This window comes from Parafrankia colletiae (assembly GCF_001854655.1).
Taxonomy (GTDB): domain Bacteria; phylum Actinomycetota; class Actinomycetes; order Frankiales; family Frankiaceae; genus Parafrankia; species Parafrankia colletiae.
Map to the genome: position 1 here is coordinate 155,424 of NZ_MBLM01000003.1, position 13,089 is coordinate 168,512.

12 protein-coding genes are annotated in these 13,089 nt (G+C 70.5%); 3 read left to right on the forward strand and 9 right to left on the reverse strand.

The features are described from left to right. Window positions 1-8: 8 nt before the first annotated feature. The 5 genes from CC117_RS36975 to CC117_RS02990 form a co-directional block, all read right to left on the reverse strand. Window positions 9-392 carry a hypothetical protein gene (locus tag CC117_RS36975; RefSeq protein WP_131803000.1) on the reverse strand — a complete coding sequence of 128 codons (384 nt, stop codon included), beginning with the start codon at window positions 390-392 and terminating at the stop codon, window positions 9-11. Between the two features lie 148 nt (window positions 393-540). Then, entirely contained in the window at window positions 541-1,728 is a 1,188-nt protein-coding gene (locus CC117_RS02975) for a cytochrome P450 (protein ID WP_071082200.1), read from the reverse strand. A 346-nt stretch (window positions 1,729-2,074) separates the two neighbouring features. Then, a complete protein-coding gene (locus CC117_RS37825; RefSeq protein ID WP_241829781.1) occupies window positions 2,075-2,689 on the reverse strand; it encodes an excalibur calcium-binding domain-containing protein in 615 nt (204 codons plus the stop codon). 300 nt (window positions 2,690-2,989) lie between these two features. Further along, the gene (locus CC117_RS02985; protein ID WP_018639066.1) at window positions 2,990-3,178 is read right to left on the reverse strand and encodes a ferredoxin; all 189 of its coding nucleotides are present in this window, start codon (window positions 3,176-3,178) and stop codon (window positions 2,990-2,992) included. Between the two features lie 25 nt (window positions 3,179-3,203). Beyond that, window positions 3,204-3,863, reverse strand: coding sequence for an enoyl-CoA hydratase-related protein (locus CC117_RS02990; RefSeq protein ID WP_071082204.1), 660 nt, complete (start codon window positions 3,861-3,863; stop codon window positions 3,204-3,206). A 354-nt stretch (window positions 3,864-4,217) separates the two neighbouring features. Here CC117_RS02990 and CC117_RS02995 point away from each other — a divergent pair, with 354 nt between their 5' ends. Next, complete coding sequence (locus CC117_RS02995; protein WP_071082206.1) at window positions 4,218-4,964, forward strand: CBS domain-containing protein; 747 nt, start codon at window positions 4,218-4,220, stop codon at window positions 4,962-4,964. 441 nt (window positions 4,965-5,405) lie between these two features. Beyond that, a complete protein-coding gene (locus tag CC117_RS03000; protein WP_407671460.1) occupies window positions 5,406-6,044 on the forward strand; it encodes a response regulator in 639 nt (212 codons plus the stop codon). A gap of 101 nt (window positions 6,045-6,145) precedes the next feature. On the opposite strand, the gene CC117_RS03005 is transcribed toward CC117_RS03000, so the two are convergent. The 4 genes from CC117_RS03005 to CC117_RS03020 form a co-directional block, all read right to left on the reverse strand. Next, window positions 6,146-6,793 (reverse strand): phosphatase PAP2 family protein, encoded by a 648-nt coding sequence (locus CC117_RS03005; RefSeq protein ID WP_071082207.1) that lies wholly within the window; start codon window positions 6,791-6,793, stop codon window positions 6,146-6,148. A gap of 241 nt (window positions 6,794-7,034) precedes the next feature. After that, window positions 7,035-8,279, reverse strand: a complete 1,245-nt coding sequence (locus tag CC117_RS03010; RefSeq protein ID WP_071082286.1) for a baeRF2 domain-containing protein — start codon at window positions 8,277-8,279, stop codon at window positions 7,035-7,037. A gap of 366 nt (window positions 8,280-8,645) precedes the next feature. Further along, window positions 8,646-9,761 (reverse strand): fatty acid desaturase family protein, encoded by a 1,116-nt coding sequence (locus CC117_RS03015; RefSeq protein WP_071082209.1) that lies wholly within the window; start codon window positions 9,759-9,761, stop codon window positions 8,646-8,648. Window positions 9,762-9,772: 11 nt separating this feature from the next. Beyond that, window positions 9,773-10,849, reverse strand: a complete 1,077-nt coding sequence (locus CC117_RS03020; RefSeq protein WP_071082211.1) for a ferredoxin reductase — start codon at window positions 10,847-10,849, stop codon at window positions 9,773-9,775. Window positions 10,850-11,449: 600 nt separating this feature from the next. Here CC117_RS03020 and CC117_RS03025 point away from each other — a divergent pair. After that, on the forward strand, window positions 11,450-13,060 hold the full coding sequence (locus CC117_RS03025) for a Na+/H+ antiporter (protein WP_071082212.1): 1,611 nt from the start codon (window positions 11,450-11,452) through the stop codon (window positions 13,058-13,060). Window positions 13,061-13,089: the final 29 nt, after the last annotated feature.

Sequence of the window (13,089 nt, forward strand, 5' to 3'; positions counted from 1 at the left end):
CAAGGCCCCTACTGGCCGCGCTGACGCCGTACGAGGAAACCACCGCCGACGAGAGCGAGGAACATGACGACAAGCCCGGCACGCTTCATGCGAAACCTCCACGATGAGGACTGGTGGTGACTGACTTCGCCGGCCACCACCACGTTCGTTGGAACACGATACCGGCCGGGGAAGCCCTGATCGGCCTGCCGCGCGGAAGTGAAGAAGCGTTGTCCGGGAGCAGATTTCTGTTGGGTCCTGGCGCGCCGGACCACCACGGGAACTCTTCCCGGACGATCCAGGTCACTCACAGCCGTACCCGAGGCCGGGAACACCTCGACCAGCACCCCGCAGAACGCCCGAATTACCATGCGGCCCGGTATGAAGAAGGTTGCCGGTTTTTGCGCATTCACGCTTCGCCACCGGCCGCCCGCGCTGGTCCCGCCTGCGCCGCTCCCGCCCGGGCAGTGGTGCCTGGCAGGGGCGGCCGGGCTCGCGGCGGAAGCTGTGCCGCCGCGAGCCACCGGCGACGAGGCCCGAGCACGTGCCCTCGGGGTGAGGTCAGACGATGACCGGCAGCTTCTCGTAGCCGCGCACGGTACTGGTGTGCAGGCGCACGGCGCGGTCCCGGTCGACCTCCCAGTTCGGGAAGCGGCGCAGTGCCTCCTCCAGGGCGATGCGGCCCTCCATCCGGGCCAGCGCCGCGCCCAGGCAGAAGTGCGGGCCGCGCCCGAACGAGACGTGGCTGTCGAACCTGCGCCTGATGTCGTACGTGTCGGCGTCGGGGTACGCCCGCTCGTCACGGCCGGCCGAGGCGGTCAGCAGCAGCACCCGCGACCCCGCCGGGATCGTCGTGCCGTGCAGCTCGACGTCCCGCGTGGTGGTGCGGCCCTGCACCGGCGACGGTGCCTCGTAGCGCAGCGTCTCCTCGATGGTGTTCGGCAGCAGCGACGAGTCGGCGGCCAGGTCGGCACGCTGGTCGGGGTGCGAGTCGAGCAGGTCGCAGGCCCAGCCGAGCAGCCGGGCGACGGTCTCCGTCCCGGCGGCGACGAGGAGGTTGGTGAAGTCGGCCGCCTCGGAGGTGGTCAGGCTGCGCGACCCCTCGTCGGTGGTGATCTCGGCCTGGGCGAGGCCGGTCATCATGTCGTCGCGCGGTTCGCGGCGCCGGATGTCGATCTGCTCGGAGAAGTAGGTGTGCATCTTGATCTGGGCGGCGAAGGAGACGTCGTTGATCATCCCCTTGCCTTCCTCGATGTGGAAGGTCTGGTCGATCGTCTGGCGGATCTCCTCGCGGTCCTCCGGGTTGACCCCGATCAGCTGCGAGATCACCAGCGAGGGCAGCTGGGCCGCGAAGTCCTGGACGAAGTCGAAGCCGCCGGCGCCGATCTGCGGGTCGAGCAGGTCGGCGCAGATCTGCCGGATGTGCGCCTCGAGCGCGCTGACCCGGCGCGGAGTGAACGCGCGGGAGACGAGCACCCGCAGCAGGGTGTGCGTCGGCGGGTCCATGAAGATGATCTGCCCGGTGTGCAGCGGCTCCGGGCCCATGAGTTCCAGGACCGTGCCGTGTGCGGAGCTGAAGGTCGCCGGGTCGATGTGCGCGTCGTCGACGTCCTTGTGCCGGGAGAGCGCGTAGAAGTCGAGCTTGTCGTTCCGGTAGACCGGCACCTCGTCCCGCATCCGGCGCCACACGGGGTACGGGTTGACATCGACGATCTTGTCGAAGGGGTCCCAGTACAGGTCGTCCGTCACAGTTCGAGCCCTTTCCCATGCCATTTGCCCGCGCCGATCGGCACCACGGACAGTCCGTCTCCGCGACGTCAGCCGCGTCCCACACCCCGGGCAGGTGCACGGCACCGGGCGGGCGCCGCTCGGATCGTCAACGCCTATGAGCAGATTGACGTGCTTCGCACCCCACGAGCAAGGAACTCCCCGCGCCGGCGCGGGGCGTGGCCGCCCCCTGCGACGCCGGGGGCATGCCCCCGGACCCGCCTCGGATGGCCCAACCGACCCGAACCGCCACCCCAGGAAACCGGACGAATACATTCCGCTTGCCTCGTGACTCGACGGCAGCCACCAGAACACGGAGAGTTACCCGTCAGGACGATCCCAGCCCCGAGATCCAGCAACCAAAACGGGTCAAAAAGGGGACCTCTCGCGAGCCCTCGGTCGAGCACCACGCCGCTGGTCCGACACGCCCACAGGCCACCCCGTCCCCGTCCGGGTCGAGGCCGGCCCGGTAGCCCGGCTGCCCGGCAGCCAGCGGGGCGGCGCCCGCCGCGCGCGCCTCACCRCACGACCGGTAGTAGGCGGACGCAGGCCCCCCCGCGGCCGTCGAGGGCATCGACGGGCCCGGCTTCGTCCGGTGGCGCGACGTGGACGGCGACCCGGGAGCACCGGAGCGCGGGGCGGTGGACGCCAGCCCGGCCGCGGCCTCGCCGGCGCCCGGAGCGCCAGGCTCAGCGACGACGACCGGGGAGGCCGGACCTGCCGCAGCGCGGACGGGCGGCACCGAGGAATCCGTCCGCGCGGTCGAGGCAGGCGGCAACGGGACGGGTGTCGGTGCCCGATCCGCGGTGCCGGCGATCACCCCACCCGGATAGCCGGCGGACTCGGCCGCGGAGCCGCTCCGCTCCGCGGCCGACCGCGGAGCCGGCAGCAGGGCAACGCCGACGAGCAGTAGCAGGAAGATCCCACCAGCTCCGGCGCTCACCCGCGGATGCCGGCTGGTCCAGCCGCCGATCCGGTGCCTCAGTTTCGCTGACCCGTGCCACATCTCATGCCTCCCTCTGTCGACGGATAGTTTCGACAGAAATGGGACATTTATGGCGCTACACGGACAGATTTACACTTTTTGGCGACAATCGATCTCCCACGGCGCCCGACGCGAGGCGGCGGGTACCGGGTTGCCGTGCCCCTCACGGGGGACGAACGTCGCAGCCGCGGCAGGATCGACCGAGGCACTGAGGCCCTTGCACCCCGATGCCTGATGCCCCGCCGCGGCGGACGCGCCTCAGTCGATCGTGATTGCTCGTTCCGGGCAGTTCTCCGCCGCCTCACGCGCCCTGGCCTCGTGGATGGGCGGGACTTCCGGAAGGGCCACTAATCCGTAACCCTGTTCGTCGACCTCGAATACCTCGGGGCAGATGTCCCAGCACCGGGCGTGCCCCTGGCAGAGGTCGGAATCGATCGAGACCTTCATCGCTGCTCTCCTTCGTGGCTCTCCGTCAACCCTGGCCGCGGAGCACGGTCAGCACGGCAGCGTACATGCGCTCCTTGATCGCACCGAGGGTTTCGCCTGCCCTCCYGGTGTGCGCGACAGCCGTCTCGACGGCGCTCGGGCGAACGGCGTCCTCGGCGACCGCCCGGTCGACGATGCCGGCAGCCGCGGCGTCCGTCCCGCCGTAGCGGCGGCCGGTGAGCATCGCCTCGTGCGCGGTCTGCGGGGCGAGCCGGGCCTGGATGAGCGCAGCCATCCCCGCGGTGAACGGGATCCGGATGTCGATCTCGGGAAGACACCAGTAGCCACGGTCGGCACGCATGACCCGGAAGTCGTGGGCCAGGGCGAACATCGCGCCGGCGGCGAACGCGTGTCCCTGCACCGCGGCGACTGTGACCACCGGCAGCGCGAGCATCCGGGCGAGGAGCTCGTGTACCGAGTCGACGTACTCCCGGTGCCRCTCGGGGTTGGCGGACAGCCAGGTCAGGTCGAGCCCGTTCGAGTAGATCCGGCCCGTCGCGGCAGTCACCAGTGCGCGGGCACCGTCGGCCTTCTCGACCTCGTCGAGGGCCGCGTTGACGGCGGCGATCCAGTCGGGATGGAACCGGTTCTCCCCGTCCCCGAGATCGAGGACGAAGACGTCGCTGTGGCGGTCAAGGGCGGGCATACACGGTCCTCGGGCTTCCATCCGGCGGACAGGTCGACGTCGGCATACGGGTCAGGCAGATTGCGTCAGGCAGATCGGCCGCCAGGCCACCACCGGCCGCCTGGCCCAGGCCCGCGCCGCTGTCACAGGATCCGCCGCACCGATCGGCTGCGGCAAGGGACACGACAAGGGACACGACAAGGGCCGAGCGGCGGGGCTCGCAGGACGAGCCCACGACCGCCACCGCCGTCGCGGCCGTCGCGCGGTTCACAGATCCGGACCTGGGTAGCTACCTGTACACAGAGGAACACGAAATGCTGCCGTGGTATCCGCTCGGGCCCGGGAAGCAGGCGCGACCAGAGACGGGAAGCAGGCATGACGGAGATTCGTAACTTGATCACCAAGGAGCCGGCCACGGTCGACCGGACCGCCAGCGTCCAGCACGCGGCTCAGGAGATGGAACGTCGCGGTGTGGGCGCGCTTCTCGTCATGGACGACGGCCGTCTCGTCGGGATCGTCACCGATCGGGACATCGTGCTACGGGGCGTCGCCCGCGCCGTCCCCACCAACGGCCGGATCGACACTCTGATGACCACCGAGGTGATCACAGTGCCCGCCGGGATGGACGTCGAGCACGCCCACGAGCTGTTCCGCGACCATGCCTTCCGCCGCCTCCCCGTCGTCGAGGGCCGCCAGGTCGTCGGGCTCCTCTCCGTCGACGACCTGCTGATCCGCAGCGAACGCGCGATCGCGGACCTCGTTCACCCGCTTGCCGACGAGGCGTGCGCGCCGCACCACGAGGCCAGCCCACCCGCGATCGTGGCCGACAGCGCGCCCGCGGGGGCGCGCCACGGCGCCGGGTCCGGCGGCGCCGGGCTCGAACCGCCCGTGCGGCGGTGGGCGGTGCGGGCTCGGCCCGGTGACACGCTCGTCGTCCATCACCACAACACCGGGCAGCCGGACCGGACCGGAGAGATCTTCGAGGTCCGTTCCACCGCCGGCTACCCGCCCTTCGCCGTGCGCTGGTCCGACAACGGCCACGTGAGCTTCATCTACCCGGGTCCCGACGCGGAGATCCGCCGCGGGCGGCAGTCGGCTCGCCCCGGCGCCGCCGCCCGCTGAGGGCACACGGGCATCCGGGGGTCCATCCCGTCGCCCGGCCGGCGGGGCCCAGGACTGCGGGGTGCCGGGGAGCACCCCGGTGCGCCGGCGACCGTGCACCAGCAGAGTCTCCAGGACGTCCAGCCCCGCGGCGGTCGGGATGGTGGTGTAGCCGCGGCTGGCGAAGGCATGGCGTGTCGCTGGTGGACGGTCCAGGCGCAGGTCGCCCCGGGCGCAGGTCGCCCCGGGCGGAGAAGGGTGACTCCGGGCCCCACTGGGCAGCCCCAGCCGCCCGCCTGGCGACTGCACTGCCCGTCCGAGCGGGGGCGGGAAGCCGGGGTGGRCACTCCCCGTCGTGTTCCCGCTCGCTCGCGCGTTATCTGGGTTACAAAGCTTTCCGACGGGCGCCAGGCAGTGCCGGTGGAATTGGCGATACGTTCCGGAGTCCGTATCGTCACTGTCGTGGAGAAGATCCGGGTGTTCGTTCTCGATGACCATGAGATCGTGCGGAATGGTCTGCGTCAGACGCTCGCCCGGCATGACGATATCGAGGTCGTCGGAGAGGCCGGGCTGGCGGCGGAGGCGCTGCGGCGCATTCCCGCACTGCAACCGCATGTGGCGGTGCTGGACGGGCGGCTGCCCGACGGCAGCGGCATCGACGTCTGCCGGGAGATCCGGTCGAACCTGCCGGGCGTGGTCTGCCTGATCCTGACGTCCTACGACGACGACGAGGCGCTGTTCTCGGCGATCATGGCTGGTGCGGCGGGGTATGTGCTGAAGGAGATCCGCGGCAACGACCTGGTGGGGGCGATCCGGACCGTGGCGTCCGGTCAGTCGCTGCTCGCCCCGTCGGTGACGCGCCGCGTGCTGGAGCGGCTGCGGGACGGGCCGAACGAGGACCCGGCCATGGCCACGCTGAACCAGCGGGAGCGCGAAATTCTCCAACTGATCGCGGACGGACTCACCAACCGGCAGATCGGCACCCGGCTGGGGTTGTCGGAGAAGACGGTGAAGAACTACGTGTCCAGCATTCTGGAGAAGCTCGGGCTGGCCAGCCGCACCCAGGCCGCCGTTTATCTCATGAAGCAGTCCAGCGACTGAATCGGCGCCAGTTCCTGAGGCCCTGGTGCCGAAGCAACAGGCGTGCCGGGGAGGGCCTTCGGCATCGGGCCCGGGGCCGATACCCGGGTCCGATGCTGTGATCATGGCGGGTCGGGGCTGCGCGGCAGGAGCCTCCCGAGGAGCGGCAGCGCCGCGCAGATGATCACGATGCTCAGCAACCAGCCGGCGACGACGTCGCTGGGCCAGTGCATCCCGAGGTAGATCCGGCTGGTGCCGACCGCGCAGGCCCAGAGCACCGGCGTCACCACGGCCAGGATCCGGGCCGAACGCCGCCGGACATGCCGCAGCAGCGCGGCGGCAAGGCCTGCCGCCACCAGCGCGGACGTGGTGGTGTGACCGGACGGGAGAGCCGGCCCGGCTGCCTGCCAGGCCCAGTCCGGCACAGGCGGGCGCGCCCGGTCCACCGCATGGGCCAGTCCCAGGCGCACCAGCTGCCCTGCGGCGAGTGCGGCGACCGCGAGCGCGGCGGCCCACCACCGGGCCCGAGGTGCCGCCATCATCCCCGCCAGCACGCCCAGGAGGTAGGCAGGCGGCCCGCTGGCGGTCACCGTCACCGCGACCGCCGCGTCCGTGACGACGGCGGCGCGCTGGGCGAGCGCCCACCGGTGCACAGTGTCATCCACAGCGAACGGGACGCCCTGCCGGCCGAGGACGGCGATCACCAGCACCGTGAGCAGGGTCGCCGCGACCGTGCCGGCGAGGACCCCCCCTCGCCGCCCGTGGCCCATGAATCCTCCGCGGTCGTGACACGCCCCGCGGCGGAAAGTGGGAGGAGCTGCGACACCTCTTCGGCGACTCCCGGCGACTCCCGACGACTCCCGGCGCAGCGGCCTACCCGAACGCTGAGAGTACCCACCCGAACGAGCTGTGAACGTCCGCAGTCGCCGGGTCGGTGGTCACCCGAGACAGACAGCCGGGCCGGCCGGCCACCGTCAGTCCGGAGCCACCGTCAGTCCGCCGGAGCCACCGTCAGTCCGGGATCGACGGACGCGCGGCCGAGTACCGGAGGAGGGCGCCGACCCCGTCGGTCGGCGACCCGGGTGCGCCGCTCGCGACGGTGTGGACGGCGGCGCCCGTTCCCAGCGCCGCACGGACCAGTGCATCCACCCGCGACGCACGCACCGGGTGCCGCAGACCGTCAGCCCCGGACGGGTCGACGGCGATCTCGGTGACGTCGTCGCCGACCCAGGCGGGACCGTCCCCCGCCCCGTCCTCGGCCAGCAGGAGGTGGCTCACCTGGCTCAGGCTCAGGGCGTAGGCCGTCGCCGCGGGACCGTCGGCGGCAGCCAGCATCGGCCGGCCCCCTGCGGGGGCATCCGTGGCAGAGCGTTCTCCACCAGCACCAGCACCGGCCGCAGGACCACGGCCGGCGCCGGTGCCTCTTCCCGCGCCGACGAGGGACCTGGCCCGGGAGCGATACTGCTGGAACTCGTCCAGGAGTCCGGCCCGGCGCCGTTCCACCTCCGCCGCGAGAACGCCCATGACCCGGTCCGCCAGGTGGTCGACCGAGCCGTCCCGGGCGCGGCTGCCCTGGACGACCACGACTCTCGCGGCCACATCACGGGGCAGCTCGTCGCGGACCAGGCTGAGCGCCTTCGTATCGCCCGCGACAATCACGACCTCGGCGGCCGTCTCGTGGGCGGCTCCCGCGATCAGCTCCGCGTCGCCCTTCGCACCGTGCTTCCAGTGTTCCTCGACGTGGCTTTCGAAGCGGCGCTGCGCCCAGCCGCCCTGGCGCGCCTTGTGCCACGGCGGCCGGGTCGTGTTCTGGGAGACCGCCGCGACCGGGAGCGCACCGTCCACATAGCCGAGGACGTCGACGCCGAGCCGGTCCACGATGGCGACCACATGGGGCAGCCGCGAGTCCATCCAGTTCAGCACGGGGCGCAGATGCGGCAGGGTGCCGACGTCGACGAGGTCGACGTCGGACCGTCCCGGTAGCCAGTGCGCGAACGGCACGTGCGCCTGCTTCCCCTCGCCGGACACGACCACCACCCGGGTGCCCCCCTCGCGCTGGTGCGGGTCTCCTCGCTGGGCGAGAAGCAGCTCGCGGGCCTCGCGCCCGGCGCCTCGCCGTTCCAGCTCCGCGGCGAGGTCGCGCCACCGCAGGTCGTACTGGTGCGCCGCGTTCTCCAGCACCGGGTCGATACTCGCGTAGGCGGTCACGAACCGGCCAGGCGAGGTGTAGAGAGAACGCAGTGCGCTGATATCCATGTGAACCCCTCCGTGAGCTCCTCCGTCGGCTCCCTGCAGTCGGCTCCCGGCTTCGGGTTGCCCCCGTGCGCCGGTGCCAACCTCCCAGGTCACGGCAGGGGTGACGGGACGGCGCTGAAGCGGTGCCGATGCGGTGCCGAGACGAAACCGGTGGTTACTCGGGCGAGGGACCCGTTTCGGCCCGACGCCGAGGCTGCCGACGAGCTCGAGGCGCCCGCCGAGCAGCTCGCAGACGCGGCGCGCGTAGGGCAGGCCCAGCCCGGTGCCGCGGACCTTGGCGTACAGATGGGTTCGCACCTGGTAAAACTCGTCGAACACCCGAGTGAGCCGCGGCCGTCGACACGGTCATCTCAGTCGACCGGCGGCTCATGCGGCGCGGGCGGTGAGCACCCGCTCGGGCGAGGTCTCGGCTGTCATCCGCCGGCTGGACCCGGGAAGAGCCAGCCGGCAGATGCGCTTCCAGACCCGGGCGGTCTRCCGAGGCAGCGAGCCCGTCGTGTACGGGAGCTCGAACCGCTCGCAGAGGGCGCGGACCCGCGGGGCGATCTGCGCGTAACGGTTGCTGGGCAGGTCGGGAAAGAGGTGGTGCTCGATCTGGTGGCTGAGGTTGCCGCTGAGGAGGTGGAGCACCCCCGGGCCGCTGATGTTCGCCGAGCCAAGCAGCTGCCRCAGATACCATTCACCCCGGCTCTCGCCCTCGATCTCCTCCTCGGTGAACGTGGAGGTCCCGTCGGGGAAATGGCCACAGAAAATAATGGCATGTGCCCATATGTTTCTGGTGATGTTCGCGGCGAGGTTTCCCAGCAGAACAGGGAGAAACGCCGGTCCAGCAAGCAGCGGAAACACGACGTAGTCCTTCAGGCCCTGCCGGCCGGCCTTCCTGACCGCTTCACCGAGTTGGCTCAGGGTGTCGCTCCACGCCTTCTCACCGCGAAAAGCCCTATCGATCTCCACATCAAAGAGCGCGATTCCCCACTCGAAGGTGACCGCGAGCCCCATATTATAGAGCGGCTGTGCCAGGTAGACCGGATTCCACGGCTGCTCGGGAGTCACCCGAAGGATGCTGTACCCGAGGTCACGGTCTCGGCCGAGCACGTTCGTGTAGGTGTGGTGCACGAAGTTGTGCGAGTACTTCCACTGACTCGCGGGAGCCGCGGAATCCCATTCCCAGGTGGTCGAGTGGATGTCGGGGTCGCGCATCCAGTCCCACTGCCCGTGCAGGACGTTGTGACCGATCTCCATGTTCTCGAGAATCTTGGCGAGCGAGAGCATCGCCGTGCCGGCCAGCCACGCCGGCGGCAACGCGGCGGCGAACATCACCGCACGCCCGCCGACCTCGAGTCCCCGTTGGAGCGCGATCACCCGCCGGATGTACCGGGCGTCGCTCTCTCCTCGACTCGCGAGGACATCCGCCCGGATGCGGTCAAGCTCCCGGCCGAGCTCCTCGATGTCACCGGCGCTGAGATGGGTCGGTGCTGGCATCAGCCTGTTCCTCACAGATCGATATCGACGTCGCCGCCGGCAGCGGACACGCAGGTCTGGATGAGATCGCCCGGAGCTCCGTGTTCCTCGCCGGTACGCAGGTCGCGGACCCGACCGTCGGCAAGGGGTACGAGGCAGCTGTGGCAGACGCCCACCCGGCAGCCGCTCGGCATGAGGACGCCTGCATCCTCGCCTGCGACCAGCAGCGGGGTTTCCCCTGTCACGGTGATCTCCCGCCCGCTCCTCACGAAGCGCACCCGTCCGCCCCGCCCGTCGCTGGCGCGCACGACCGGTTGGAATCGTTCCGTCAGCAGGCGGTCGACGATACCGCCCTCCCGCCAGTACGACTCGGCGTCGTCGAGCAGCCCGGGAGGCCCACAGACCCAGGCCATCCGCTCCGGCAGGTCGGTACAGACCGCGGAAAGGGCGGCCATCGTCAGCCGTGGCGCGCGTCGGCCGCCGGGGCGGGTGTGGTGCTCGTACAGGCGCAGAGTGGGGAACCGGACAGCCATGCGGCGCAGTTCTTCACCGAAGATGACATCCGACGCGTTCCGCGCGGAGTGYGCGAGGAAGACATCCGGCATCCGCCGGCTCTCGGCCAGGTGTCGCAGCATCGACATCACCGGAGTGATCCCGCTGCCGGCGGTCACGAAAAGAAGCCGGGCCGGCAGCTCTTCCGGCAGCACGAAGCCTYCCGAAGGATGACCGAGCCGGATGGTCCGGCCCGGCCGCAGTGCGTGCACGATGTTCCTGGACACCAGCCCGTCCGGCCCGGCTTTCACCGTGATGGCGATGAGGCCGTCCGGGCGATGGGGAGGAGACGACAGCGAGAACGTCCGCCGATGCCACACCCCTTCGATTTCCACGCCGACTTCGATGTGCTGACCCGCCAGGCCTCCTCGCCAGCCAAGGCCGGGGCGGACAACGACTGTCGAGGTGTCGGACGTCTCCGGAGAAACCATCTTGACGCGCCCGGACAATCGGCGCCGCGACCACAGCGGATCAACCATCGCCCAGTATTCATCCGGTTTTCGTGGGCTTGCCATGGAGGCCGCGACAGCGCCGAGGAGCGCTCTGGTACCCAGCATGAATCTCCTTCATCAAAGGCGGGCCCGCAGAGTAGGCCGTCCAGACGTTTCCTCGGGCGATCCGGGCCTTCATAGACCGCATACTCGACCCTGTCATACCTCAGAGTACACCGCCGCCCCCACTCCTTACCTGCACCCACCGGCAGCGCATCAGTCCAGGACTTTCCGGACTGTCTCCGGAAAAGAGAAACACACGGACCCTCGGCGGCGATCACGACTCCGGACAAAATCCGGGAGATGTCCATCCGATGGATCACACAGCACACCAGGTATCAACAGTCGCGGTGCGGGGCGGTTTCCCGGAAACACTCTGACCTGGACCGCTCACCCGATGGCGCCRCCGGACGGCCGGGTCCCGCACTCGGCGGCAGTTGCGCCATGCCCCCACTACGGGCACCGCCCTTCGGTTGGYTGTTTCGCCGGAACGAGCCAGGCAGCTCTGTTTCCGTACCGRCATTCCCGGGACCATCCAACCTGCACCTTCGATCTGTGGCGAGCATGCGACGCCGAAGCCCGGCTGCTCGACGGTCGCCGGACCGTTGACCGCGCGGCTTCCGCCGCCGGTCGGCGACCGGATCCGCGTCCCGTCAGACTCAACACGTGCTGGGTGGAGTGGCGTTCGGCCTGCTCGCGGTGGCTCTCGTCGCCGGAGCGGCCCTGACCGCGCGCCGCTTCGGTCTTCCCGCACCGGTACTTCTCGTCGGCGCGAGCGCCGTCTACACCCTGCTACCCGGCCCGGACATGACGCTCGAGCCCGACATCGTCCTTGTCCTGGTCGTCCCGCCGTTGCTGTTCTCCGCCGCCCTGGGCTCGAGCCTGCTCGAGATCCGGGCGAATCTGCGGGCGGTGGTTTCCCTCTCCGTGCTGCTCGTCGTCGCCACCGCACTGCTCGTCGGCAGTCTGCTGGTCACGGCTGTGCCAGGCCTGCCCTTCGCCGCCGCCTGCGCCCTCGGCGCCGCGCTGGCCCCACCGGACGCCGTGTCGRCTCTGTCCATCGGACGGCGCGTCGGGCTGCCGAATCGGCTACGCACCGTCATCGAGGGCGAAAGCCTGCTCAACGACGCGACGGCGCTGACCCTCTACACGGTCGCGGTCGCCGCGGTCGTCGGCGGACGTTTCGACGTCCCCTTCGTCGTCGGACGGTTCCTGTTCGCGGCCATCGGTGGGATCGCCACCGGGCTCGCCGTCGCCTGGTTCATCGGGCTGCTGCGGCGCCGGATCGAGGAGCCGGTGACCGAGACGGCCGTCTCCCTGGCGACCCCTTTCGCCGCCTACGTGCCGGCCGAGGCACTGCATGCTTCCGGTGTGCTCGCGGTCGTCACCGCCGGACTCGTCCTGGGTCACCAGTCGCGGCAACTGCTCTCCGGAGCCGCCCGGCTGCACGCCCTCGCGGTGTGGCGCCTGGTGGACCTCCTGCTCGAAGGATTCGTCTTCCTCCTCATCGGCCAGCAGTTCGCCGCCGTCCTTCCCGCCATCGCGGACTATCCGCCGGGTACGGTGCTGGCCGCGACCGCGGTAACGATCGGTGGCGTCGTCCTCACCCGAGTGGTGTGGCTGCTGGTGCCCGCGCTGCTGCCCAGGCGGCTGCGCTTCCTGTCCCCACATCCCTATCTGTCCAGGCGGGAGCTCGTGGCGCTGTCGTGGTCCGGGATGCGTGGGGTGATCTCACTGGCGGCCGTGTTCGCGCTGCCGCTGTCCACCGACGCGGTCGGGTTCCCGCACCGCGACCTGCTGCTGTTCTGCGCCTACAGCACCGTTCTGGTCACACTCGTCGGACAGGGCCTGACCTTCGGGCCCCTGCTGCGCCGGCTGGGGGTGACGGCCGACGCCGACGAGGCCCGGCGCCAGCGCGACCGGGCCCGTGTCGCCGCTGCCGAGGCCGGCCTGCGCATGCTGCAGTCCCTCCGCGAGCGGGAACCGATCCCCGTACCCCTCGCCGAACGGCTCAGCAGAGTCGCCGAGGACCGGAAGCGGCGCAGCGAGGACAGCCTGAAGATGCTCAGCACCCCTGCCGACGAGCGCCTTCCCCCGGAGAGCCCGACAGACGCCTTCGGCCGGGTACGACGCGTCATGATCGAAGCCGAACGCGACGAGTTGCAGCTCTGGCGAGACGTCGGCGAGCTCTCCGCTGCCTCGCTCCGCCTTCTCGAGAGCGAGCTCGATCACGAGGAAGGAGCCCTGGCGCTTCCCGACCTGCCGATCGAGGAGTGAGCGGAACTCGGGCCGGAGCGGACCGGAAC